Here is a 21,939-nt window from a genome sequence, read left to right on the forward strand (position 1 = left end):
CTCCTCGCCCGGGCGGGGTGTCCCGGCACTCCGCGACGGGGGCGGTACGGGGAACTAGTACGCGTTCTAGTTCTGAGTGAAGTCTTATGACTGCTACCGCCGGTACGCAAGGGTTGTGCACGCACCCGCGTGCACCGATTACCGGCAACAGTTCCCGTCGCATCCCTTGCGAGTTGTAGAACCCGTTACTACCTTGCGGACACCTTCTGATGGACCGTCAGACACGCGGCGGACAAGCGTGCCTCAGACATGGAGTGTGTTGCCGATGCCCTGCCCTCACCTCCCCGAAGGGTTCGACGCCACCGACCCCGATCTGCTCCAGAGCCGCATCCCCTTCCCGGAGTTCGCGCGGCTGCGGCAGACGGCGCCCGTCTGGTGGTGCCCTCAGCCGCGCGGCATCACCGGCTTCGACGACGAGGGCTACTGGGCCGTCACCCGGCACGCGGACGTCAAGTACGTCTCCACCCACCCCGAGTTGTTCTCCTCCACCGAGAACACGGCCGTCATCCGCTTCAACGAGCACATCACCCGGGACCAGATCGAGGTCCAGAAGCTGATCATGCTCAACATGGACCCGCCCGAGCACACCCGGGTCCGCCAGATCGTCCAGCGCGGATTCACCCCCCGCGCGATCCGGACCCTGGAGACCGCCCTGCGCGAGCGCGCCCGGAAGATCGTCGAGGAGGCGAAGCGGAACGCCGGCGCGGACGGCTCCTTCGACTTCGTCACCCAGGTCGCCGTCGAGCTGCCGCTCCAGGCGATCGCCGAACTCATCGGCGTACCGCAGGAGGACCGGGCCCGGATCTTCGACTGGTCGAACAAGATGGTCGCGTACGACGACCCCGAGTACGCCATCACCGAGGAGATCGGCGCCGAGGCCGCCATGGAGCTCATCGGGTACTCGATGAACCTGGCCGCCGAACGCAAGGAATGCCCGGCCAAGGACATCGTGACCCAGCTCGTCGCCGCCGAGGGTCAGGGCAACCTCTCCTCTGACGAGTTCGGCTTCTTCGTGCTCCTCCTCGCGGTGGCCGGAAACGAGACCACCCGCAACGCCATCAGCCACGGCATGCACGCCTTCCTCACCCACCCCGACCAGTGGGAACTGTTCAAGCGGGAGCGGCCGGCGACCGCCGCCGAGGAGATCGTGCGCTGGGCCACCCCGGTGGTCTCCTTCCAGCGGACCGCGACCCAGGACACCGAGATCGGCGGCCAGAAGATCCGCAAGGGCGACCGGGTCGGACTCTTCTACTCCTCCGCCAACAACGACCCCGAGGTCTTCGAGAACCCGGAGACCTTCGACATCACGCGCGACCCGAACCCGCACCTCGGCTTCGGCGGCGGAGGCCCGCACTTCTGCCTCGGCAAGTCGCTCGCCATCAACGAGATCGAGTTCATCTTCAACGCCCTGGCGGACGTGCTGCCCGACCTGAGGCTCGCGGGCGATCCGCGGCGGCTGCGCGCGGCCTGGCTGAACGGAATCAAGGAGTTGCAGGTCCGGGTCGGCTCCTGACAGAGGCTCCCGACAGACCGGGAGGCGGGAGCTCATCCCCCTACGCCTGGGGCTCCCGCCTCCCGCCGGCCCGCCGATCCACGGAACCGATCCGCCGATTCCGCCGATTCCGCCGATTCCGCCGAACCGCCGAACCGCCGATCCGTGCGCCGGAACCGGATCTTCCCCTGCCGCGTCTGATCCGGCATGCGGGGGACACACAGAATTCTGGCCATGATCGTCGCGCTGTTCGCGCTCCAGCTCGGCTCACTGATCGCACCGGCGTACGCCTGCGGCTGCGGGGCCATGATCCCCGACCGGAACCAGCAGATCGGGGTCGACCGGGAGACCTCGGCCGTGCGCTGGGACGGCCGTACGGAACAGATCGTCATGCGCTTCACCGTGCGCGGGGACGCCGAGCGGGCCGCCTGGATCATGCCCGTGCCCGGCCGGGCGGAGGTGAGCCTCGGCGACCCGGAGCTCTTCGACGCGCTGGACGACCTCACCCGGCCCGAGCGCAAGGACCGGCACTACTTCTGGCCGCGCGGCCACGACTGGCCCTTCGACCTCGACGACGTGGACGGCGCCGGGGCCGCCCCGCCCGGAAAGGCGCCTGCGGACGTCGGTGTCGTCGGGCGCGAGCGGCTCGGCCCCTTCGACGTGGCACGGCTGACCGCCACCGACCCCAAGGCGCTGAGCGGCTGGCTGGAGACGAACGGTTTCGAGCTCTCCGACCGGCTGGCGACCGAACTGACGCCGTACGTCGAGCGGAAGTGGGAGTACGTCGCCGTGCGCCTCGCGCCCGACGCCACGGGCGCGGCCCTTTGGGGCGAACTCACCCCGCTCCGGATCAGCTTCACCAGCGACGAGCTCGTCTACCCGATGCGGCTCTCCCGGCTGGCGCAGACCCCGCAGTCCCTCGGCCTGTACGTCCTCGCCGACCACCGCATGGAGCCGCGCGACGACATCGGCGGCTCGCGGCCCGAGGTGAGGTTCGCGGGCGAGATCGAGGAGACGAAGGACGACGCCCTCGCCGCGCTCACCGGCGGCCGCCCCGTCTATCTGACTGCCCTGGACCAAGAGTTCCCCGTTCCCTCGCGGATCGACGGGGATCACGAACTGCGGACGGTCGCCGACACCCCGTACCGGGAGGTGATCTACACCGACCGGCTGCTCACGGTCGGCGACGGGATCCCGGTCTGGCTCCTGACGGTCTCCGGCGTGCTGCTCGCGGTCGCCGGGACAGTCGTGGCGGTACGCGTCCGACGTGGGCGCCCTGCGGTACGTTCGGCCGCATGACCCAGGATCAATGGACCACCGTCGACCGCTACTTCACCGATCTGCTCGCTCCGGCCGACGAGGCGCTCGCCGCCACGCTCGCCGACTCCACCGCCGCCGGGCTCCCCGAGATCGCCGTCGCCCCCAACCAGGGCAAGCTGCTCAACCTGCTCGTCACGATGCAGGGCGCGCGCACGGTCCTGGAGATCGGCACGCTCGGCGGGTACAGCACGATCTGGATGGCCAGGGCGCTGCCCGCCGACGGCCGGATGATCAGCCTGGAGTACAACCCGGCCCACGCGGACGTGGCCCGCGCCAACATCGCCCGGGCCGGCCTCGACACGATCGTCGAGGTCCGGACGGGCGCGGCCCTGGACACCCTGCCGAAGCTGGAGGCGGAGGGCGCGGGCCCGTTCGACCTGGTCTTCATCGACGCCGACAAGGTGAACAACCCGCACTACGTGGAGTGGGCGCTGAAGCTGTCCCGCCCCGGCACGGTCATCATCGTCGACAACGTGGTGCGCGGCGGGAAGATCGCAGAGGAGCACCCGGACGACCCGGCGATCACCGGCACCCGCGCGATGTTCGAACTGATCTCGCGCGAGCCCCGCTTGGACGCGACGGCGTTCCAGACGGTGGGCGTGAAGGGGTACGACGGGCTGCTGCTCGCCCGCGTGGTGGAGTAGCCACGGGGGACGAACGGGGCGCCGTCAGGAGTGAACCGGGTCAGCCCTTCCCCGCGCGGTTGCGCCAGCCGACGAACAGCGGTACCTCGCCCTCGCCGTCGAGCACCACGACCCCGAAGGGCCGGTCGAACGCGATCCGCTCCACCACCTCGTGGCGGGGCGGGGCCGCGCTGCGGGTCATCGTCACCTGGGTGACGGCGGCCGCCTCGACCCCCTTCTCGGCAATCTCGACCAGCGCCTCCTGCACGACCTCGGCGATGTACAGGTCGGCCGCGGAGAGTCCCGAGAAGTCGGCCCCGGGGCGCTGCGCCCGGGTGATGCCGAGCGCCGCCAGGTGCTCCTTCGCGTCGGTCTTCGTACGGAGCGTGAAGCGCGGCAGGGCCAGGTCGGCGGAGTCCGCCGTGAGCGGCCTTCGCTCACGGGGCCCCGCCCAGGCGGCGGGCAGCACCTCGACCGGCCCGGCGCCCTCCGGACCGAGCACGAACCGCACCCGTGCGGCCTCGCCACCGGCGCAGGGCAGCTCGACGACGGTGACGCCGTCCACGTACCAGACCCAGGCGGCCGGGATCCGCTGCCGCATGGTCGGTACGGGCCGGCTGTCGCCGTACCCGTCGGTGAAGGGCGCGTCGTGGGTGAGGTGCCCTGGGAAGGCGGTCAGCCAGGAGGCGCTGAGGGCGAGCGCGTTGAGCAGGACGAGGTCTTCGGAGCCGTCCAGAGCGAGCGGCAACCGCTGGATCCGCCCGCCGGTGGCCTCCCGTACCCACGCGTCGAGCTCGGGCTGCGCGTCTTCGGCGAGCTCCCCGAAGGACATGTCGTCCGTCGCCCCGAAGACCTCGTCGGGCAGCGCGAAGTAGGCCGCGCCGGGCAGCACCCCGAAGTGCACCTCGGGCAGCCCGCGCCGGAAGGCGTCGAGCACCGGCATCGTGCTCCACATGCCGGTCGCCACCGCGACCCCGTCCATGGCCGCGAGCCGGCGCCCGGCGAGGGTCACGGCCTCGGCGGCCGCCTCCCCGTCGACCCCGAGCAGCGCCCCCAGTTCCTCGCCGGTCCGCCCCCGCGCCCCGGAGGCCACGGCGCCCAGCGCCAGCCACAGCCCGGCGGGAGAGACGACGAAGTCGTCGTCGCCGAGGCGCGGCACCCAGCGCTCGGCCAGCGCCCGGATCGCACCCGTATGCGTCACCAGATCCGTGCCGGTCATATCCTGCCCTTCATGAGCATCGTGAAGATCAACGTCCTGACCGTGCCGGCCGAACAGCGTGAGGTGCTCGAGCAGCGCTTCGCTTCCCGGGCCGGCGCCGTGGAGGGCTCCGACGGCTTCGAGTGGTTCGAGCTGCTGCGCCCCGTGGAGGGTACGGACCAGTACCTGGTGTACACCCGCTGGCGCAGTGAGGAGGACTTCCAGAACTGGATGAACGGTTCCATGAAGGCGGCCCACGGAGGCGGCTCCGCCGAGGACCGGCCCAAGCCGGCGGCCACCGGCTCCACGCTCTGGTCGTTCGAGGTCGTCCAGCAGGCCTCCCCGAAGTAATTCGGCGGCGAGCCGCGGTCGTGCGCGCCCACAATGGCGCGCATGACCTGGATCTTCTCCCCCGAGCGCGTCGACACCCCGGACGCGACGGCCCTACGACGCGACTACTACGACGACGTGGCGAGCCGCTACTGGCAGCGACCGGCGACCGAGGCCGAGATCGACGAGGGGCTGACGAACGACGGGGTCGAGCTCCTGGCGCCGCCCACCGGCCGGTTCCTGGTGGCCCGGTACGAGGGCAAGGCGGCCGGCTGCGGTGGCGTGCTGCTCCTCGACGAGGAACGCGCCGAACTGACCCGGGTGTTCCTGCGCCATGCGTTCCGCGGCAAGGGCGGCGCGGGGGCGCTGCTGGGGCACTTGGAGGACGCCGCGCGTGCACTGGGCGCGCGCCGAATGGTCCTCAACACCCGCCTCGACCTCATCGAGGCACGCACGCTGTACACCCGCCACGGCTACGCGGAGATCCCGGCGTACTGCGAGGGCCCGTACATGGACATCTGGTACGGCAAGGAGCTCTAGGGCCTGTCCGGCGGATCAGGGTCGGACAGGCCCTGGGGATCCTCAGGCGTGGTGGTCGCGGGGCGGCTCGGGCAGGTGCGGCCGCTCCGCGTCCGAGCCGCTCAGCTCGGCCGTCAGCTCCTCCACGAGCTGGACGAGGTCCGTGGGCCGGTCCGGTCCCCACCAGTCCCCCAGCAGTTCGGCGAGCGACTCCTCGCGCGCCTTCGCCAGCTTGGCCGCGGTCTCGACGCCCTCGTCGGTGAGGATCAGCTGCAGCCCCTCCCGGCGCGCGAGCCGCCGCGTCTCGACCTGACGGGACGCCTCGGTGATGGCCCGCAGCGGTACGGGGGTGGTCTCGGCGAGCCGGGCCGGTTCCACGGTCCCGTGGCGGCGGATCCGCAGCAGCAGCCAGCTCGCGGCGGGCAGCAGATCGAGCCCGGCCCTCGCGGTGATCTTCTCGTAGATCGCCTTGCGTCCCTCGCGTGAGCCGAGCACGGACAGGGCGCGGGCGCACTCGTCGTACGAAGACCGCTCCACCGGGTTGGAGGCCAGGGTCTGGCTGGTGTCGGGGGCGGTGACCGAGCCGCGCAGCTTGTCCTCCTTGAGGAACCAGGCGACCACGAAGGCGACGAGGACGACGGGCGCCGCGTAGAGGAAGACGTCGGTGATGGACGTCGCGTACGCGTGCAGGACCTGGGTCCGCAGCTCGGGCGGGAGCGCGTCGATGGCGCGCGGGTCGGCCGCGATCTGTTCGGGGCCGATCCCCGGAGGCAGCTGCTGTCCGGCGAGGACGTCGTCCAGCTTGGTGTCGAGCCGGTTGGTGAAGATCGTGCCGAAGACGGCGACGCCGAACGAGGCGCCGATGGACCGGAAGAAGGTCGCACCGGAGGTGGCGACTCCGAGGTCCTGGTACGAGACGGCGTTCTGCACGACGAGGACGAGGACCTGGATGACCAGGCCGAGGCCGGCGCCGAAGACGAAGAAGTAGGCGCTCATCTCCCACGTGGAGCTGTTCTCCGTGAGCTCGTTGAGCAGCAGCAGCCCGAGCGCGGTGAGGGCGGTGCCCACGATCGGGAAGACCTTCCAGCGCCCGGTGCGGGAGACGATCTGGCCGGAGGCGGTGGACATGATGAACAGGCCGAGCACCATCGGCAGCATGTGGACGCCGGACATGGTCGGGGTGACGCCCTGGACGACCTGGAGGAAGGTCGGCAGATAGGTCATCGCGCCGAACATCGCGAAGCCCACGACGAAGCTGATGACCGAGACGAGGGTGAAGGTCCGGATCCGGAACAGGTTCAGGGGCAGGACGGGCTCGGCGGCGCGCTTCTCGACGTACACGAACCACACCAGGAGCACGGCGCCGAGGACGGCGAGCCCGATGATCTGCGGGGAGCCCCAGTCCCAGGTGCTGCCGCCGAGGGAGGCGACGAGGACGAGGCAGGTGGCGACCGAGGCGATGAGGAAGGTGCCGAGGTAGTCGATGGTGTGCCGGGTGCCGCGTACCGGGATGTGCAGCACGGCGGCGATCACGAAGAGGGCGACGATGCCGATGGGCAGGTTGATGTAGAAGACCCAGCGCCAGGAGAGGTGTTCGGTGAACAGCCCGCCGAGCAGCGGCCCGAGGACGCTGGTCGTACCGAAGACGGCGCCGAACATCCCTTGGTACTTGCCGCGTTCCCGCGGCGGGACGAGGTCGCCGACGATGGCCATCGACAGGACCATGAGACCGCCGCCGCCGAGACCCTGGAGGGCGCGGAACCCGATGAGCTGCGGCATGTCCTGCGCGATGCCGCAGAGGACGGAGCCGACGAGGAAGATGACGATGGCGGTCTGGAAGAGCTTCTTGCGGCCGTACTGGTCGCCGAGCTTGCCCCAGAGAGGCGTCGCGGCGGTGGCCGCGAGCATGTACGCGGTGACGACCCAGGAGAGGTGCTCCATGCCGCCGAGTTCGCTGACGATGGTCGGCAGGGCGGTGGAGACGATGGTCTGGTCGAGTGCGGCGAGCAGCATGCCGAGCAGCAGCGCACCGATCGCGACGACGATGCTGCGGCGACTCCGCCCCTCCCCAGGCGCGGGGTCGCCGCCGACGTCCGGCGTGCGTACTTCCTGGGCCATGGGCATCTCCGGGGGTGTCCTCGGGGGTCCGTTCATCCCCATCCTGATAGTTATGTCCCCTCATGGCCTCCCGAGGGGAACGGCTGTTCAGGTGACGGACAGGGGCGGCCTGCATAATCGCTGCCAGGTGAACCGGGGAGGGGACACACCATGAGCGGACACGTCTGTCCTGAATGCGGCGACGAGAGAAGACCGGGCTGCGCGGCCTGCCTCCAGGCGGAGATCGCCGCGGCGGAGGACTTCGACCCGTTGCGGATCCGGCCGTACGTGACCTTGGACGCGCCGGAACCGGGCCCGTACGAGGCGCCGCCGGCCCCGCCCGCGCCCGCACCGATACCCGGGCCGGCTGCGCCCGCATCTGAAGCCCTGTCGGGGCAGCCGGTGGCGCCGGCGGCCGGGGACCACGCCGAGACCATGCCGCTGCTCCTGCCGGGGATCGCCGCGGGGCCTGCCCCGGATGCCGTCGCGTACGACGGCTACGACTCCTACGTCGGGCCCGACGGGTACGCCGAGCCAGAGCCGCGGCCGGCCACGCGCCGGCGTGGCGCTCTCGTGGCGCTCGCGGCGGCCGTCGCGGTCGCGGTCATCGCGACGGCGGCCGTCGCGGGCGGCCTGCTGGACGACGGCACGACGGACGACCGCGCGGCCGTACCCACGGTCACCACGAGCGCGTCGGAGAACGTCGCCGTCTCGGAGGAGCCGTCGACCCCGCCGTCCACCTCAGCCTCCGCCTCGACCTCACCCTCGCCCTCGCGCTCCGCCTCGACTTCCCCCTCGCCGTCGGCCACCCGGACCGCGCAGGCCACCACCAGCGCGCCGGCCACACCGCCGTCCCCCTCGGCCACCCGGACCACCACCGCACCCACCACCCCGCCCGCACCCACGCAGGCCACACCGGGCCCGACCCTGCGCTACGGCGACTCCGGGGCCGAGGTGGAGGAGCTGCAGCGGCGGCTCACCCAGGTCTACGCGTACGACGGCCGGATCGACGGCGAGTACTCCAGACAGGTGAGGCGCGCGGTCGAGTGGTACCAGGAGTGGCAGTACATCCAGGAGGACGAGGAGGGCGTGTACGGACCGGAGACGCGCCGTGCGCTCGAGGCGGAGACCACCGGCTGAGGCCACCGACTGGGGCCTGCGGTCTGAGGTCCGAGGCCTGCGGTGCGAGGCCCGCGGTCCGCGATACGGGACGGATTGGCGGAGACGGCACCCCGTTTTGTATCGTGGAGAAACAAAGTGGCCCCGCCCGCACTCCCTGACCGGCGGGCGGGACCGCTCTGTTCTCCTCCCACCCCTTCTGGAGACCGTCGATGCCCGCCACCACCCCGGCAACGCTCACGACCCGCGCCCTCCTTCTGGACATGGATGGCACCCTCGTCAACTCGGACGCCGTCGTCGAGCGCTGCTGGCGCCGCTGGGCCGTCCGACACGGACTGGACCCCGAGCAGGCGCTCAAGGTGGTCCACGGCCGCCAGGGGTACGCGACGATGGCCGTCCTCCTCCCCGAGCGGCCCATGGAGCAGAACCACGCGGACAACCGGGCGATGCTGGCGGAGGAGACCGCCGACCTCGACGGCGTCGTGCCCGTCCCGGGCGCCCCGGCCTTCATGGCCGCCATCGACGGCCTCCCGCACGCCCTGGTGACCTCGGCGGACGAGGCCCTCGCCCAGGCCCGGATGGGCGCGGCGGGGCTGCGGATGCCGGAGACCCGGGTCACCGCGGAGCGGGTCGGCGCGAGCAAGCCGGACCCGGAGGGCTTCCTCAAGGGCGCGGCGGAACTGGGCTTCGACCCGGCCGACTGCGTGGTCTTCGAGGACTCCGAGGCCGGCATCCAGGCGGGGCGCACGGCGGGGATGCGCGTGGTGGGCGTGGGCCCGCGGGCGGCGGCCTTCGCCCCGGACGTCCACGTCATGGACCTCACGGACGTCACGGTCGAGCCGCTGTCGGACGGCACGCTGAGGGTGTCGTTCCCGGCGCAACGCTGACGCGGTACGGGCGCGGGCGCCTTGATCCGGGCGGCGTTCCCGGCGTAACGCCCGCCCGGTACGGGCACGGGCCCTGATCCGGGCGGCGTTCCCGGCGTAACGCCCGCCCGGTACGGGCACGGCCCCTGAGCCGAACGCCACTTGAACGACGCACCGCCCCCTACCCCCGTACGAACACGCCCCTCGCCACCAGCTCCAGGACCGCCGCCACCGCCACCGCCTGGACCACCAGCAGCGCGACCAGCACGAAGAGTTGGACCGCCCCCGCCTCCCACGGCGACGCCCCGCCCAATAGCATCCCCACGAACGCGCCCGGCAGCGTAACGAGCCCCACCGTCCGCGTCTGGTCGAGCCCCGGCAGCAGCGCGTCCGACGCGGCCCTCCGCGCCACCTCCAGGCGCGCCTCCCGCTCGGCAAGCCCGAGGGCGAGCCCCGCCTCCACCTCGCCCCGCCGCGTCTGCAGTTCGTCCAGCGCGCGCCGCCCGCCGAGCACGGTGGCCGTCAGCGCGCCGCCGATGAGGATGCCGGTCACCGGGATGAGCGCCACGCCCCGCACCGGTACGAGCCCGGTGAGCACGAGCACGCCGACCACCGGCACCACCCCCGCCGCGATCGGCACGCCGGCCCACCACCAGCCGCGCCCCGGGCGCGGCACCACCCGCCGCCCGGCGGTCCACACCGCCACCCCGTACATCAGCAGCAGGAATCCCAGCAGCAGCGGCAGATACCGCATCACCCAGCCGATCACCAGCGCCACCACGACCAGCTGGACCGCCGCACGCCCGCCCGCGACCAGGGTGTCGCGGGCGCGCCCGAGGCGAGCGAGAGCGACGACGCCCGCGGCCACGGCGAGCAGAACGGCGAGAACCACCCCAAAGGTGATGTTCACTTCCAGAAGCACGCACCAACCCTAGGGCCGGAAAACGGAACTGTCGTTCCGTCATACCCCTTGATGTGACGTGCCCATGTCGCCACTCTGTTACCTGGCGCACCCCCCACCGAAACCTGGCGCCGCCACGATGACCGGGCCGTCCGGCACCCGCCCGGGGACGACCCGGTCAAGGCCCCCCACAACAAGGGAGTTCGCATGCTTGCCGCAAGCGTCTACGCGCGTCGAATAGCCCGTCGCACGACCGTACTCGCCGCCACCGCCGCCCTCTCCGTCACCGGTCTCCTCGCCACGGCCCCCACCGCGCAGGCCGCCATGCCGACCCCGGTCAGCGCGGCCACCGCCCGTACCTACCTCACCTCCCTCACGGTCAAGGCGGAAGGTTCCTCCTCGGGCTACAGCCGGGACCTCTTCCCGCACTGGAGCACCGTCTCCGGTGCCTGCAACACCCGCGAGACCGTCCTCAAGCGCGACGGCGTGAACGTCGTCCAGGACTCCAGCTGCGCCGCGGTCAGCGGCACTTGGTACTCCGAGTACGACGGCGCGACCTGGACCGCCGCCTCCGACCTCGACATCGACCACGTCGTGGCGCTCGCCGAGGCCTGGCGCTCCGGCGCGAACTCCTGGACGACGGCCAAGCGCCAGCAGTTCGCCAACGACCTGACCCGCCCGCAGCTCATCGCCGTGACGGACAACGTCAACCAGGCCAAGGGCGACCTCGACCCCGCCGAGTGGCTGCCGTCGCGCACCTCGTACCGCTGCACCTACGCCCGCGCCTGGGTGCACACGAAGTACTACTGGGGCCTGAGCGTGGACTCGGCCGAGAAGAGCGCCCTCCAGTCGGTCCTGAACGGCTGCTGAGAAGGCTTCCTGCACCCCTCCGTCGTTCCGTACCGTACGGCGGGACGACGGAGGGGGATCACGATGGCGGCCGGGCTCAGAATCGGACCACTGCTGCGGTACGTCGACGGGGTGACGGGCGACTCCGCGACGATCTGGATCGAGGCCGACCGCCCGTGCACGGCAGAGGCGCGGTGCGCGTCCGGCGGCGGCGGCAGCACGCGCACCTTCCAGATCGCCGGCCACCACTACGCCGTGATCCCGGTGACCGGCCTGACGCCCGGCACGACGACGGAGTACGAGATACGGCTCGACGGCCGCCCGGTCTGGCCCCTGCCCGACTCCCGCTTCCCACCGAGCACCATCCGCACCCCGGCGCCCGGCGACGGTGTGCGGGTGGCGTTCGGCTCGTGCCGCTGGGCGGCGAAGCCCGCGACGGGCCACGACCCGGTGGGGCCGGACGCCCTCGACACCCTCGCGACGCATCTGGTGACCCACCCGGACGCCGAACGCCCCGACGTACTCCTTCTGTTGGGCGACCAGGTGTACGCGGACGAGACCTCCACCGCCACCCGCCGCTGGCTCGCCGCCCGCCGGGACCCACGCGACCCGCCGGGCACGGAGGTCGGGGAGTACGAGGAGTACACCCGGCTCTACGACGAGTCCTGGCAGGACCCCGAGGTCGGCTGGCTGCTCTCCACCGTCCCGAGCTGCATGATCTTCGACGATCACGACGTCATCGACGACTGGAACACGAGCGCGGCCTGGCTGCGGCGGATGCGCGCCACGCACTGGTGGAGCGAGCGGGTGCTGAGCGGGCTGATGTCGTACTGGGTGTACCAGCACCTCGGCAATCTCTCCCCTGCGGAGCTGGCGGCCGACCCCCTGTACGCCGAGGTGTGCGCCACGCCCGACGGCACGGACGCGCTGCGGCGGTTCGTGGCGGAGGCGGACGCCGATCCGGCGTGCGTGCGCTGGAGTTACCGCAGGGACTTCGGCCGGACCCGGCTGCTGATGATCGACACCCGGGCGGCCCGCGTCCTGCGGGAGGACGGGCGGGCGATGCTGGACGAGGCCGAGGCGGCGTGGGTGCGGGAGCAGGCGCTGGCCGACCGGGGCTCGTACGACCATCTCCTCGTGGGCACCTCGCTGCCCTGGCTGCTGCCGTCGCTGATCCATGACGCGGAGTCCTGGAACGCGGCGCTGTGCCGGGGCGAGCGCGGCGGACCGGACGGGCGGTGGGCGCGGTTCGCGGAGGATCTGCGGCAGCGGGCGGACCTGGAGCACTGGGCGGCGTTCCCGTCGTCGTTCGAGGCCCTGACGCGCCTGCTCGCCGAGGCGGGCAGCGGCCCGGAGGCGCCGGCGACGGTGTGCGTCCTGTCGGGCGACGTCCACCACGCGTACGTGGCGGAGCCGCGCTGGCCCAAGGAGCGACCCGAGGCGCGGGTGACGCAGTTGACCTGCTCTCCCCTCCACAACGCGATCCCGCTCCCGGTCCGCCTGGGCTTCCGCTTCGGCTGGAGCGCGGCGGGCCGCCGACTGGGCCGCGCCCTCGCCCGCCACGGCCGCGCGCCCCGCCCCCCGGTCGACTGGCGCAGAACGGGCGGCCCCTGGTTCGGCAACCAGCTGATGACCCTCACCCTGCACGGCCGCACGGCCCACCTGACCCTCACCCAGGCCCGCCGGGGCGGCCGCCTGGTGACCGTCGACGAACGGACACTCAGCGACAGTTGAGCCCGACCCGGGCCCCGGAGGACCGCCCCAGCCTCTTCCAGTACATCGGCGACCCGGACTCCTGGGATCTGTACAAGCTCACCAGGGACCTCGGGGCGGCGGGCCGCTCATCGGTCGCCCAGACGCTCGACCGCACGCACGAGCCCCGGCAGTACCCACGGGCCGCCCGCCGCTCCGAGGCCCAGTGCTCACCCTCCCGGATGTGCGCCCGCAGCGCTTCGCGCGCCTCGGCCGAACCCGCCGGGGCCGGCAACTCCAGCGTGCGGCAGGCCCGCTCGCCCTGGTCCTCGTCTCCGGCCGGCAGGGCGATCGCCGGATCCAACGCCAACCCGAGCTCCTGGATCAGTCGCGCCAGGTAGAGACGACGGTCGTCCACCGAGTCCCAGCGCCAGTCCTGCCGGGCGGCGTCGTACACCGACTCGGCGGGGTTTTCGGCGACGCCCGCGGGCCGGCGTGACGCTCGCCACAGATCACCGAATGACCGAATGTTGAACTTGCAAGTACTACTGAGGGGTGCCTAACCTGACGACCTCATCGGTTCCGTCCCCCACGTTCCGTTTCCCCGCAAGCGGACCCGACCGAAGGAGTCCCCCTCCCCATGAACAACCTGGCGAACCGCCTGAACCAGGTCCAGCCGTACGCGCTCGGCCTGTTCCGCATCGTCATAGGTCTGCTCTTCGCCTGCCACGGCGCCGCCTCGCTCTTCGGCGTCCTCGGCGGCGCGATGGGCGGTGGCACCGTGCCCGCCGGCACCTGGCCCGGCTGGTACGCGGCCGTGATCCAGCTCGTCGCGGGTGTGCTGGTGCTGGTCGGCCTGGGCACCCGTACCGCCGCGTTCCTCGCCTCCGGCTCGATGGCGTACGCGTACTTCAAGGTCCACCAGCCCGAGGCGCTCTTCCCGCTCCAGAACAGCGGCGAGTCCGCGGCCCTGTTCTGCTGGGCGTTCCTGCTGATCACCTTCACCGGCCCGGGCGCCCTGGCGCTCGACCGGCTCTTCGGGGCCCGCGGGGCCCGCGGCGCCGAGGCCGGGGAGCGCGAGAAGAAGGGCGCGCCGGTCGCCGCGTGACGCCCGCGCACCCGCCACGGGGCAGGGGTCGGAATCCGCTTGTGCGGTTTCCGGCCCCTGCCCCGTTTTCGTCCCCCGGCCCCGCGTAGGCTCTGGCGCTGTGAACGTGCTCGACAGCATGGGGTCACTGAGGTCATTGACCGCGGGCCCGTGGATCTACGCGGCGGTGGCCACGTCGGTACTTCTCGACGTCTTCCTGCCGGTGCTGCCGAGCGGAATCCTGGTGATCACGGCCGCGACGGCGGCGGCGACCGCCACGGCGGCCTCACCGGACGTCCCCTCCGTCCTCCCCCTCCTCCTCTGTGCGGCCACGGCCTCGGTCCTCGGCGACTTCGTCGCGTACCGGCTGGCCTGGCGCGGCGGGGCCCGGCTGGACCGGGCGATCGCCCGGTCACGGCGGCTGACCCGCGCGCAGGAACGTCTCGGCGCGGCGCTCGCGCGCGGCGGCGGGCTGCTCGTGGTGATCGCCCGGTTCGCCCCGGCGGGCCGCTCGGTGGTCTCGCTGGGCGCGGGCGCGGCGCGGCGCCGGATCGTGGAGTTCCTGCCGTGGTCGGCGCTCGCGGGCGTGGCCTGGGCTAGCTACAGCGTGGCGCTCGGCTGGTTCGGCGGGCTGTGGCTGGGCGCGACCTGGATCAGCGCGGGGGTCTCGATCCTCGCGCTCTTCCTGGCGGGCACGCTGGCCGTCTACGTCATACGGCGTCCGGCTGCGGCTCCCGCACCTGCGCCCGCTTCCTGAGCCCGCGCACCTCAAGGCCGTCGAGGAGCCGTTCCGTCGCCGCGGCGATCTCGTCCACGGCCAGGTCGAACACCTCGCGGTTGTGCGCGGCGGGGTGGTGGAAGCCGGAGACCTTGCGGACGTACTGCAGGGCGGCGGCGCGGATGTCCTCCTCGGTGGCCTCGTCGGGCAGGGCGGGCGGTCGGAGGGTCTTGATGCTGCGGCACATGCCTCCAGTGTTGCGCGCCCCACCGACAACGTCAGCTTCCCGGAGCGACGACGTCAGCGTCCGAAGCGGCGACGTCAGCGTCCGAAGCGGCGACCTCGGCTTCCGAAGCGGCGTTGTCAGCCCGAGGCGACGACCTCAGCTTCCGAGGCGGCAACGTCAGCCCGCGAGGCGACAACGTCAGCTTCCGAGGCCGCGCCTGCTCCTCGCGTTGATCTCCGCGGCGCGCACCCGCAGCTCGCGCAGGGGCGTGGCGAGCTGTACGTCCCCGGGTTCGGCCTCCCACTCGCAGCCGCCGTTGACGGGCCGGATCAGAAACCGGCCGGCGACGCTGTCCACGTAGAAGCCGACCCGCCCGGTGGCGGTGTCACGGACGAGGTCACCGACCTCGGGCAAAGGCTGCACGAATCCCCTCCGTCCCGGAATCCCGGAGTCCCAGATCTCTAGAGATACACCCAGAGAAACCCCCTGCCCCCTCCCTGTCAACGTATCTCTAGAGATGTCCCCCGATGGATGGATCGGCCGCACAGGTCGGCGCACACGCGTGCATCCGCTCGTCCGAGCGCGCCGTAGGGTGTCCCGCAAGACGAAGGGAGTGGTCCACCCATGACTGACCAGGACAGCGGTCGTCGGCCCAAGTACCAGCGCATCGCCGACGAGTTGAGAACCGCCATCCAGTCAGGCGCCTTCGCCCCCGGCGACCGGCTCCCCGGCGAGAACGATCTGATGACCACGTACGACGTGGCCCGGATGACGGCCCGCCAGGCCCTGTCCGTGCTGCGCAACGAGGGCCTGACGGAGGCCCGCAAGGGCGCCGGAGTCTTCGTCCGCTCCTTCCGCCCGCTGCGCCGGCGGGGCATCCCACGGCTCGCGCAGGACCACTGGGGCACGGGACGCTCGGTCTGGTCGGCGGACATCGAGGACCGGGCGCTGGTGGTCGACCAGATCGAGGTCGGCGAGGCGGCGGCGAGCACACGGATCGCCGGAGCGCTCGGCCTGCCGCCGGACTCCCCGGTCTGCGTCCGCAGCCGCCGCTTCGTCCTGGACGACAAGCCGGTCCTGCTCTCCGTCTCGTACCTCCCGGCCGCCCTCGCCGAGAACACCCCGATCGCCACCCCCGACACGGGCCCCGGCGGCACCTACGCGCGCCTGACCGAACTCGGCCACCAGCCGGTCCACTTCCGCGAGGAGATCCGCTGCCGGATGCCCACGGCCGACGAATCCACCCGGCTGGGCCTGGAGTTCGGGACTCCGGTGATCCTGATCGGCCGTACGGCCTTCACGGACAAGGGAGTTGCGGTGGAGCTCAACGAGATGACGCTGGACTCGGCGTCGTACGTCCTGGAGTACGACTTCGACGCGTGACGGCGAAGACCCGACCGGGCGCGGCGTACTCGACCTCGCCCGCGAACGGTCCGCCGGCCCGCACCACGGCCTGCTCGGGCTCGATCCCGGGCCCCACATGCGTCACGACGAGCCTCCCGACGCGGGCGTCGGCGGCCGTCCGCCCCGCCTGCTCGGCGGAGTGGTGCCCGGGACCCTCGCCGTCGGCCTCGCAGACGAACAGCTCGCAGTCACGGGCGAGTTCAGTGAGCTCCGGACAGGGCTCGCAGTCGCCCGAGTACGCGATCCGGCGCCCTTCGGCGTCCTCGATCCGCACCCCATAGGCAGGCATCCCGCCGTGCTCGACGGCCCGGCTGCGCAGACTCAGCCCGCCGACCCGCGCCTCGTGACCGTCGTACAACTCCTCGACGGCGAAGGCGTCTTCGACGGGACTGCGCCGCGGCTCGTTGGTCAGGAACCCGGCAAGCCGGTCGGCGGTGCCGGGCGGCCCGTAGAGGGGAACGGGCGCGTCGAGCCGGATGTCGGCGTAGAGGAGCCCGTAGTACGCGGTGAGCAAGTCGGCGCTGTGGTCGGCGTGCAGGTGCGAGATCCACACCGCGTCGATCTCCCCGAGCCCGACGTACCGCTGCAACTCCCCGAGCGCCCCACTGCCGGCGTCCACCCACACGCGAACGCCGCCGCCCTCGACGAGATACCCGGAACAGGGGTTCCCGGGCCGGGGGTAGGGGGTGGCGGACCCGAGCACAGTGATCCGCAGCGCGTCGCCGTCCATCAGCTTCCCCCGGCCGGCTCGGTCCTGGGCGCGGGTACACCGTTCTGCTGAACATCGGCGTTGACCTGCCCGCCGAGGGTCATGACGTTGAGGGTGGCCGAGTTCTCGCTGGCGATGGCCTTCTCGACTCTGGCGACTAAGGTCGTGAAGCAGTCACGGTCCGAAAGGTTGTGGTACGGCCCCACCTTGGCGGCGAAGTAGACCCGCTCGTGCCCGAGCAGCTGCTCGGTCGAGCGGTAGTTCTTCCACTGCTCCCGATAGCGGTACACGCTCTCCAGCGACACGGACGCGACGACGATCAGACTGAGCGCGGTGGCGGTGAACCTCGCGAACGACAGATCGAGATTGACCAACACGGGCACGAGCGCACCCCCGACGACGGACACGGTCCGCATCCGCAGGTGCATGGCCTTCATCCTGGTGGCCTTGCGGTCGTACCACTCCTGGTACTGCACGAGCCGACTCTCGATGTACGCCTGCGGAGTCATCGCCCCTCCGGCACCCACACCCTCGACCCCGACCTCCGGGGCATCCCCCACCTCATCCATGCCTCGGAGTACATAGCCCGCACGCCCAGGAGGTCAACTCCTCACGCCACAGCGACCCCATGGACGGACGAAGGCCGAACCGCGAAGGCCCACGGGACCGGGCGCCGACGGCGCTCGCCCCGTCGCCGCCGAGCCCTTCGGCAGCGGGACGCTCCACAGCGTCTACCTCTACGGCAGCGTCCCCCGCGGCCCTGAGCTTGTCAGCTTGGACGTCCGCTTGGCGGACGGCGGCAGCCTGCCCCATCCGGTCACGTCAGTCATCGCGGCGCGCGCCAGTTCGGCGTCGTACTGGGCCGCGCCGAAGTGGAGGTCGGCGGGAGTCCGGCAGGCATCCGGCACGCATCTGGCACGCATCTGGCACGACGCCCGCCACTGCCGACCGCCTGAGCCGCCCGCGTCCACCCTGGTTGATGTCAGCCGTGGATGTCAGACGCTGGTCACCACCAGGACCGCTTCTTCTTCCGAAGCTCCTGCTTCTTCGCCTCGGCTTCCTTCTTCTTTCGATCCGCCTGCGCGCGGGCTCTCCACTCTCCCTGCTGCTGGTAGCACTGGCCGCTGCCGACGACAGCCAACCGCGTACACCGGCCCCTTCCCTCCTCGGGTGCGCCCGGCCTCCGCCCCGGCCCGGCGGCCGCGCGGACCGGAGCTGTGGAGGCTGGGCGGATCACGCGTCGGGGTTCATGCCCTCGGCGGTCTTCTTCAGCCGGTCGATCTGGAGTTTCGCGAAGTCGTTGTAGTTCGGCTTCTCCACGAAGGTGCCGTCGCCGTTCACCACTGCGACGACGCTGCCGATCCGCATCATGACCATGGTCTCGCCGTCGGCGTCCTCGAAGGCTTCGGTCTCCTCGGCGCCCGCGTCGATCTCCACCGGCTTCGCCTTCTCTCCGCCCTGCTCGGCCTTGCTGCGCTCCTCGGTGACCAGGGCCTTGTACGTGGCTCTGGCGTCGTCCGGGCTCTGGAAGGCCAGGATGCCGAAGACGACCTCACCGTTGTATTCGGAGCTGTCGCTCCGGCCGCTGTCATCCGTGTCGAAGTCGGTGCCGCCCATACTGAGCAGCCCGCCGCAGTTGGACTCGGTCGATCCGGTGCACGCCTCGACGGCCTCGTCGCCGACCTCGACCTCGATGTCGTCGCCCTCGAAGCCCTTGGGGGCGCTCGCCTTGCTGGGGAGGGCGGTGCGGACCATGTCCGGTGTCAGCGTGACCGGAGGCTTGTCACCGTCCCCACGGAAGGCATCCAGGCCGTCGCCCGAACCACCACACGCCGTCAGTACGGCCATCAGCGCCACTCCGGCCGCGATCCCCCGTGCTGCCTTACTCAACGTCAACCCCTCGCACTCATTACCGATTTGACGTGGACACTCAAGCGCATGAGGGCTGAGCACACCAAATGCGTCTCGCCCGTCGCCTGCCGTCGTACCCCGTTCATCTGCAACAGCGACGTGTCGCCGGGATCGTGTCCCCTGTCGCGGTGTAAGGGATCAAGGCGGTGAGCCTGGGTCGGTGCGCCCTGCAGGTGCTTCCGCTGCTCCGGTTCGTGCCCCCGAACAGGCCTTGTCCCAGTCCGACCTGTTGCGGCGGATGAAGTCGAGACAATCCGCGCGGTGTGCGAGCGCATTCTGCAGGAGCTGATCGAGGCGGAGGCCACCGCCCGGATCGGCGCCGAGTGGAACGAGCACATGGAGTCCCGCACCACCTGGCGCAACGGGCACCGCGAGAAGACGCTGACCACGCAGGCCGACGTGTGGAGCTGGCGATCACGAAGATCCGGACGGGGAGCTTCATCCCTCGCTGCTGGAGCGCCGCCGCCGGATCGACCGGGCCTTGTATGCGGTGGTGATGGAGGCATGCGTGCGCGAACATCCGCACCATCTTTGCCCTCGGCAGGCAGTTCGCCAAGGTCAAAACCATGCTGCTGGAGGCGAAAGAGGACCTCACCGCCTTCGCCGACTTCCCCCAGCAGCACTGGAAAAGATCCAGCCCACCAACCCGCTGGAACGCACCAACCGCGAGATCAAACGCCGCACCGGCGCCGTCCCGGACCATGTGCACCTTTCACCCGGCCGCGCGGCAACCGGGTCAACTCGCCGGGCTGGTCAGGACGCAGTTCGGATAATCGTGGTCCGGATCGCCGACGGCGGCCCAGAGCTTCAGGACCTTGCCTTGCCTCAAGGCGGCGTAGGAGTCGGGCTCCCGCTCACCCGTTTCGGGGTGAGCGGCGTCGAAGGTCACACCGACGAAGCTTTGCTTCTTGTTGGAGCCTCGCTCCCAGGTGCCTATTCCGGACCAGGTCAAACCCTCGTACCAGCCGACGGCGATGCAGACCTTATCGGCGATGAACGTCCCGTCCTGCTTCAGCGTGAGGGTGCCGCCGTCGGCATCGGTCCACGTGGTCGCAAGTTCGGCCGGCTTCAGAACGACCGGTTCGCCCTCAGGCGGCGGCAGGTCGTAGAGCCTGCCGCAGGCCGTGAGAGCAAGGGCCATGGCGAGCAAGATCAGCGCAGTACGACAGGAACGCAACACACTCCACCCCTAGTGGGTTCCGCAGGCCGCATGCGCGACCGATGGGCTCAAGAACCCACGCCGTACCCTGGCACGGAGTTTGAACATGTTCAAGTCGCAGTCGTCGGCGGCCACACTTCACGAGGCATGAGGCGGTACGGCAGCGAAGTACCGCAACCACAGCGGCCGATCGCGATCGAGCCGCAAAGAGCCCATGGATCACCTTCATCGCGAACCGCCTCCTGGGCCCGGCGCACGCGACGGTCCATGCCATCGCCACTTGACGCGACGGGCACCACGACAGGTTGCTGACCACCCAGGGCAGAGAGCTGCCCCGCCGCTACACCACACCAGGGGACATGACCCGTAACTGACAGGTACCTCTCCCCCGCCTCCCCGGCTGAGGAACGAACAAGGCCCAGGCTCCCGGTTCAGTACCGGTGACCTGGGCCTTCGTCGTACTTCCTACTGGTGGGGACACCGACTGCGACTCATCGCGTCTCAGATCGCCACTCAGGCGGCGTGCGATGAAGAGACCACCACAACCCCTGGACGGCGGTGGTCTCTTGGCGCTTGACCACGAGCGTGGCTGTGAGGCTGGCGACGCGGTTGGGCGAACTTACAAAGCAGATGTCGGCGGTTCGAAACCGTCCGCGCATAAATCAGAAACTAGATGGAACATGCTCAGCGGACTGCCGGAACGACGGCCTCCGGTGAATACGCGAGAAGAGATCAACGGCGGTGCCCCAGGCGGCGGCTAAGCAGCAGGTCAGCGCCACGTGGCGGCCGGAACGGCCAAGTCCCTTCTAAGCGCCGTGGCCCTGCGCTGGTCTGACGGCAGTCTGTGACGGCAAGTCGGTGCACTTGAGTGGTCATGTGCACCCTTCGACGCCTGGGTAATCGCGCTCTCGCTGCGGGCCATAGACGCCCCGTGGGGCTACGCCCACGACGTACTCACCCAGGCGGGGCCGCCCCGGATGCATTCGATCGGTTCACCCCCTGACTGCCGGCGCGAGTCGGCGGCCTCGTTAGGTGCGGATGCTTCGGGCCCGCCCTACGTGCGCAAGACTCTCCGCACGACCCAGGCAGAGCCGAGCAGATACGGTCCTGGCGTCCAGGTCATTCGTACAGTGACGAGCTCCACCTGGACGCCAGGAGCCGCGCCCGCTCCACATACGTGTGGGTCGACGGCAGACGGGATGGGAGCCGGGGCAAGTAGTCGACGGAGGCCGGCGGGCCGGTATCCCCGGCAGCGCCAGCACGCAGTGAGGCCACCGACCTCGGAGTTCGGGCCGTGCCCGGAAACGATCTCTGCTAGGAAATCCAGCATGGACGCAGCCTTGGTAGGACTGATGGGCACGAGCATCGGTGCCGCGACCGGGTTTGCCGGCGCATGGCTTGCTCAACGAGGCCAGCTACGACTCTTCCGAGAGCAGCGATCACAGGAAGTCAAGATCCGTTGGCTGACCGAGAAGAGGGAGTTGTACCGAGACCTTCTCATGGCCATGTACGGATGGCATGACGCCCTGGTGGGGATCTGGCGGGACGAGAACGACGGCACCCTCTCGGAGACTCGGACCAAGGCAATCACAATGGCCATGGAGGCTTCGCTGATGGCCCAGCCCCCATCGCGAAAGGCTGTAAGAGAAGCTCACCAAGCGTTCCCAAAAGCTCAGCCACGGATCTTGCAACGTGCTCAGCGAACGTCTGATCCAGTGC

General features: G+C 70.8%; 24 protein-coding genes and 2 pseudogenes. 15 read left to right on the forward strand and 11 right to left on the reverse strand.

Translation table 11 applies throughout. The annotated features are described in order from the left end of the window. Positions 1-265: 265 nt before the first annotated feature. The 3 genes from ACFV9D_RS08110 to ACFV9D_RS08120 all read left to right on the forward strand — a co-directional run bounded on the left by ACFV9D_RS08110 (position 266) and on the right by ACFV9D_RS08120 (position 3,456). On the forward strand, positions 266-1,513 hold the full coding sequence (locus ACFV9D_RS08110) for a cytochrome P450 (RefSeq protein ID WP_385142709.1): 1,248 nt from the start codon (positions 266-268) through the stop codon (positions 1,511-1,513). Positions 1,514-1,726: 213 nt separating this feature from the next. After that, positions 1,727-2,791 (forward strand): DUF2330 domain-containing protein, encoded by a 1,065-nt coding sequence (locus ACFV9D_RS08115; RefSeq protein WP_385142712.1) that lies wholly within the window; start codon positions 1,727-1,729, stop codon positions 2,789-2,791. Then, complete coding sequence (locus tag ACFV9D_RS08120) at positions 2,788-3,456, forward strand: O-methyltransferase (RefSeq protein ID WP_385142715.1); 669 nt, start codon at positions 2,788-2,790, stop codon at positions 3,454-3,456. Before ACFV9D_RS08115 ends, ACFV9D_RS08120 begins: the two co-directional genes overlap by 4 nt. A gap of 40 nt (positions 3,457-3,496) precedes the next feature. Here the strand turns inward: ACFV9D_RS08120 and ACFV9D_RS08125 are convergent, their stop codons facing one another. Next, positions 3,497-4,654 (reverse strand): serpin family protein, encoded by a 1,158-nt coding sequence (locus ACFV9D_RS08125; protein ID WP_385142717.1) that lies wholly within the window; start codon positions 4,652-4,654, stop codon positions 3,497-3,499. Between the two features lie 12 nt (positions 4,655-4,666). On the opposite strand from ACFV9D_RS08125, the gene ACFV9D_RS08130 reads away from it, so the two are divergent. Together ACFV9D_RS08130 and ACFV9D_RS08135 are read left to right on the forward strand one after the other, a co-directional pair. Beyond that, entirely contained in the window at positions 4,667-4,984 is a 318-nt protein-coding gene (locus tag ACFV9D_RS08130) for an antibiotic biosynthesis monooxygenase family protein (protein WP_385142720.1), read from the forward strand. 33 nt (positions 4,985-5,017) lie between these two features. Further along, positions 5,018-5,503, forward strand: coding sequence for a GNAT family N-acetyltransferase (locus ACFV9D_RS08135; RefSeq protein ID WP_385142722.1), 486 nt, complete (start codon positions 5,018-5,020; stop codon positions 5,501-5,503). 42 nt (positions 5,504-5,545) lie between these two features. On the opposite strand, the gene ACFV9D_RS08140 is transcribed toward ACFV9D_RS08135, so the two are convergent. Further along, the gene (locus ACFV9D_RS08140) at positions 5,546-7,600 is read right to left on the reverse strand and encodes a DHA2 family efflux MFS transporter permease subunit (RefSeq protein ID WP_385142725.1); all 2,055 of its coding nucleotides are present in this window, start codon (positions 7,598-7,600) and stop codon (positions 5,546-5,548) included. A gap of 150 nt (positions 7,601-7,750) precedes the next feature. On the opposite strand from ACFV9D_RS08140, the gene ACFV9D_RS08145 reads away from it, so the two are divergent. Beyond that, positions 7,751-8,719, forward strand: coding sequence for a peptidoglycan-binding protein (locus tag ACFV9D_RS08145; RefSeq protein ID WP_385142728.1), 969 nt, complete (start codon positions 7,751-7,753; stop codon positions 8,717-8,719). A gap of 191 nt (positions 8,720-8,910) precedes the next feature. Then, positions 8,911-9,585 carry an HAD family hydrolase gene (locus ACFV9D_RS08150; protein WP_385142731.1) on the forward strand — a complete coding sequence of 225 codons (675 nt, stop codon included), beginning with the start codon at positions 8,911-8,913 and terminating at the stop codon, positions 9,583-9,585. A gap of 160 nt (positions 9,586-9,745) precedes the next feature. On the opposite strand, the gene ACFV9D_RS08155 is transcribed toward ACFV9D_RS08150, so the two are convergent. Next, positions 9,746-10,486 (reverse strand): ABC transporter permease, encoded by a 741-nt coding sequence (locus tag ACFV9D_RS08155; protein ID WP_385142734.1) that lies wholly within the window; start codon positions 10,484-10,486, stop codon positions 9,746-9,748. 186 nt (positions 10,487-10,672) lie between these two features. On the opposite strand from ACFV9D_RS08155, the gene ACFV9D_RS08160 reads away from it, so the two are divergent. From ACFV9D_RS08160 to ACFV9D_RS08180, 5 genes are all read left to right on the forward strand, one after another. Continuing rightward, the gene (locus tag ACFV9D_RS08160; RefSeq protein ID WP_385142737.1) at positions 10,673-11,335 is read left to right on the forward strand and encodes an HNH endonuclease family protein; all 663 of its coding nucleotides are present in this window, start codon (positions 10,673-10,675) and stop codon (positions 11,333-11,335) included. 63 nt (positions 11,336-11,398) lie between these two features. Further along, positions 11,399-13,048 (forward strand): alkaline phosphatase D family protein, encoded by a 1,650-nt coding sequence (locus ACFV9D_RS08165; RefSeq protein ID WP_385142740.1) that lies wholly within the window; start codon positions 11,399-11,401, stop codon positions 13,046-13,048. Next, positions 13,045-13,407, forward strand: coding sequence for a hypothetical protein (locus ACFV9D_RS08170; RefSeq protein ID WP_385142743.1), 363 nt, complete (start codon positions 13,045-13,047; stop codon positions 13,405-13,407). Before ACFV9D_RS08165 ends, ACFV9D_RS08170 begins: the two co-directional genes overlap by 4 nt. Before the next feature lie 248 nt (positions 13,408-13,655). Continuing rightward, on the forward strand, positions 13,656-14,114 hold the full coding sequence (locus ACFV9D_RS08175; protein WP_385143194.1) for a DoxX family protein: 459 nt from the start codon (positions 13,656-13,658) through the stop codon (positions 14,112-14,114). A 118-nt stretch (positions 14,115-14,232) separates the two neighbouring features. Continuing rightward, positions 14,233-14,850: a DedA family protein gene (locus ACFV9D_RS08180; RefSeq protein WP_385143197.1), complete on the forward strand. Its 618-nt coding sequence runs from the start codon at positions 14,233-14,235 to the stop codon at positions 14,848-14,850. Here the strand turns inward: ACFV9D_RS08180 and ACFV9D_RS08185 are convergent. Next, the gene (locus ACFV9D_RS08185; protein WP_385142745.1) at positions 14,804-15,058 is read right to left on the reverse strand and encodes a DUF2277 domain-containing protein; all 255 of its coding nucleotides are present in this window, start codon (positions 15,056-15,058) and stop codon (positions 14,804-14,806) included. The genes ACFV9D_RS08180 and ACFV9D_RS08185 overlap by 47 nt on opposite strands. 177 nt (positions 15,059-15,235) lie before the next feature. Next, positions 15,236-15,460: a hypothetical protein gene (locus ACFV9D_RS08190; RefSeq protein ID WP_385142748.1), complete on the reverse strand. Its 225-nt coding sequence runs from the start codon at positions 15,458-15,460 to the stop codon at positions 15,236-15,238. Positions 15,461-15,661: 201 nt separating this feature from the next. Between ACFV9D_RS08190 and ACFV9D_RS08195 the strand changes: the two genes are divergently transcribed. Beyond that, entirely contained in the window at positions 15,662-16,420 is a 759-nt protein-coding gene (locus ACFV9D_RS08195) for a GntR family transcriptional regulator (RefSeq protein WP_385142751.1), read from the forward strand. Here ACFV9D_RS08195 and ACFV9D_RS08200 read toward each other — a convergent pair. From ACFV9D_RS08200 to ACFV9D_RS08220, 5 genes are all read right to left on the reverse strand, one after another. Continuing rightward, entirely contained in the window at positions 16,362-17,171 is an 810-nt protein-coding gene (locus ACFV9D_RS08200) for an MBL fold metallo-hydrolase (RefSeq protein ID WP_385142754.1), read from the reverse strand. The two genes, ACFV9D_RS08195 and ACFV9D_RS08200, sit on opposite strands and share 59 nt — an antisense overlap. Further along, the gene (locus ACFV9D_RS08205) at positions 17,171-17,719 is read right to left on the reverse strand and encodes a DUF4231 domain-containing protein (protein ID WP_385142756.1); all 549 of its coding nucleotides are present in this window, start codon (positions 17,717-17,719) and stop codon (positions 17,171-17,173) included. The genes ACFV9D_RS08200 and ACFV9D_RS08205 overlap by 1 nt, the downstream gene beginning before the upstream one ends. A gap of 168 nt (positions 17,720-17,887) precedes the next feature. Further along, the gene (locus tag ACFV9D_RS08210) at positions 17,888-18,073 is read right to left on the reverse strand and encodes a hypothetical protein (RefSeq protein ID WP_385142759.1); all 186 of its coding nucleotides are present in this window, start codon (positions 18,071-18,073) and stop codon (positions 17,888-17,890) included. Positions 18,074-18,156: 83 nt separating this feature from the next. Then, on the reverse strand, positions 18,157-18,291 hold the full coding sequence (locus ACFV9D_RS08215) for a hypothetical protein (protein ID WP_385142762.1): 135 nt from the start codon (positions 18,289-18,291) through the stop codon (positions 18,157-18,159). Between the two features lie 92 nt (positions 18,292-18,383). After that, complete coding sequence (locus ACFV9D_RS08220) at positions 18,384-19,040, reverse strand: hypothetical protein (RefSeq protein WP_385142764.1); 657 nt, start codon at positions 19,038-19,040, stop codon at positions 18,384-18,386. 297 nt (positions 19,041-19,337) lie between these two features. On the opposite strand from ACFV9D_RS08220, the pseudogene ACFV9D_RS08225 reads away from it, so the two are divergent. Continuing rightward, a pseudogene (locus tag ACFV9D_RS08225) lies at positions 19,338-19,572 on the forward strand (transposase); the annotation flags it as partial. Between the two features lies 1 nt (position 19,573). Next, positions 19,574-19,755: pseudogene (locus ACFV9D_RS08230) on the forward strand (transposase); the annotation flags it as partial. Positions 19,756-19,797: 42 nt separating this feature from the next. Here the strand turns inward: ACFV9D_RS08230 and ACFV9D_RS08235 are convergent. Further along, entirely contained in the window at positions 19,798-20,202 is a 405-nt protein-coding gene (locus tag ACFV9D_RS08235; protein ID WP_385143225.1) for a hypothetical protein, read from the reverse strand. Positions 20,203-21,939 lie beyond the last annotated feature (1,737 nt).

The organism is Streptomyces sp. NPDC059875 (assembly GCF_042731085.1).
In the GTDB taxonomy this organism is placed as follows: domain Bacteria; phylum Actinomycetota; class Actinomycetes; order Streptomycetales; family Streptomycetaceae; genus Streptomyces.

Coding starts and splice junctions, on each gene's coding strand:
- ACFV9D_RS08125 (WP_385142717.1), bottom strand. CDS start 4,654: ATGACCGGCACGGATCTGGTGACGCATACGGGTGCGATCCGGGCGCTG.
- ACFV9D_RS08120 (WP_385142715.1), top strand. CDS start 2,788: ATGACCCAGGATCAATGGACCACCGTCGACCGCTACTTCACCGATCTG.
- ACFV9D_RS08185 (WP_385142745.1), bottom strand. CDS start 15,058: ATGTGCCGCAGCATCAAGACCCTCCGACCGCCCGCCCTGCCCGACGAG.
- ACFV9D_RS08180 (WP_385143197.1), top strand. CDS start 14,233: ATGGGGTCACTGAGGTCATTGACCGCGGGCCCGTGGATCTACGCGGCG.
- ACFV9D_RS08135 (WP_385142722.1), top strand. CDS start 5,018: ATGGCGCGCATGACCTGGATCTTCTCCCCCGAGCGCGTCGACACCCCG.
- ACFV9D_RS08115 (WP_385142712.1), top strand. CDS start 1,727: ATGATCGTCGCGCTGTTCGCGCTCCAGCTCGGCTCACTGATCGCACCG.
- ACFV9D_RS08150 (WP_385142731.1), top strand. CDS start 8,911: ATGCCCGCCACCACCCCGGCAACGCTCACGACCCGCGCCCTCCTTCTG.
- ACFV9D_RS08110 (WP_385142709.1), top strand. CDS start 266: ATGCCCTGCCCTCACCTCCCCGAAGGGTTCGACGCCACCGACCCCGAT.
- ACFV9D_RS08130 (WP_385142720.1), top strand. CDS start 4,667: ATGAGCATCGTGAAGATCAACGTCCTGACCGTGCCGGCCGAACAGCGT.
- ACFV9D_RS08160 (WP_385142737.1), top strand. CDS start 10,673: ATGCTTGCCGCAAGCGTCTACGCGCGTCGAATAGCCCGTCGCACGACC.
- ACFV9D_RS08210 (WP_385142759.1), bottom strand. CDS start 18,073: ATGCGTGCCAGATGCGTGCCGGATGCCTGCCGGACTCCCGCCGACCTC.
- ACFV9D_RS08205 (WP_385142756.1), bottom strand. CDS start 17,719: ATGGATGAGGTGGGGGATGCCCCGGAGGTCGGGGTCGAGGGTGTGGGT.
- ACFV9D_RS08235 (WP_385143225.1), bottom strand. CDS start 20,202: ATGGCCCTTGCTCTCACGGCCTGCGGCAGGCTCTACGACCTGCCGCCG.
- ACFV9D_RS08165 (WP_385142740.1), top strand. CDS start 11,399: ATGGCGGCCGGGCTCAGAATCGGACCACTGCTGCGGTACGTCGACGGG.
- ACFV9D_RS08195 (WP_385142751.1), top strand. CDS start 15,662: ATGACTGACCAGGACAGCGGTCGTCGGCCCAAGTACCAGCGCATCGCC.
- ACFV9D_RS08140 (WP_385142725.1), bottom strand. CDS start 7,600: ATGGCCCAGGAAGTACGCACGCCGGACGTCGGCGGCGACCCCGCGCCT.
- ACFV9D_RS08200 (WP_385142754.1), bottom strand. CDS start 17,171: ATGGACGGCGACGCGCTGCGGATCACTGTGCTCGGGTCCGCCACCCCC.
- ACFV9D_RS08145 (WP_385142728.1), top strand. CDS start 7,751: ATGAGCGGACACGTCTGTCCTGAATGCGGCGACGAGAGAAGACCGGGC.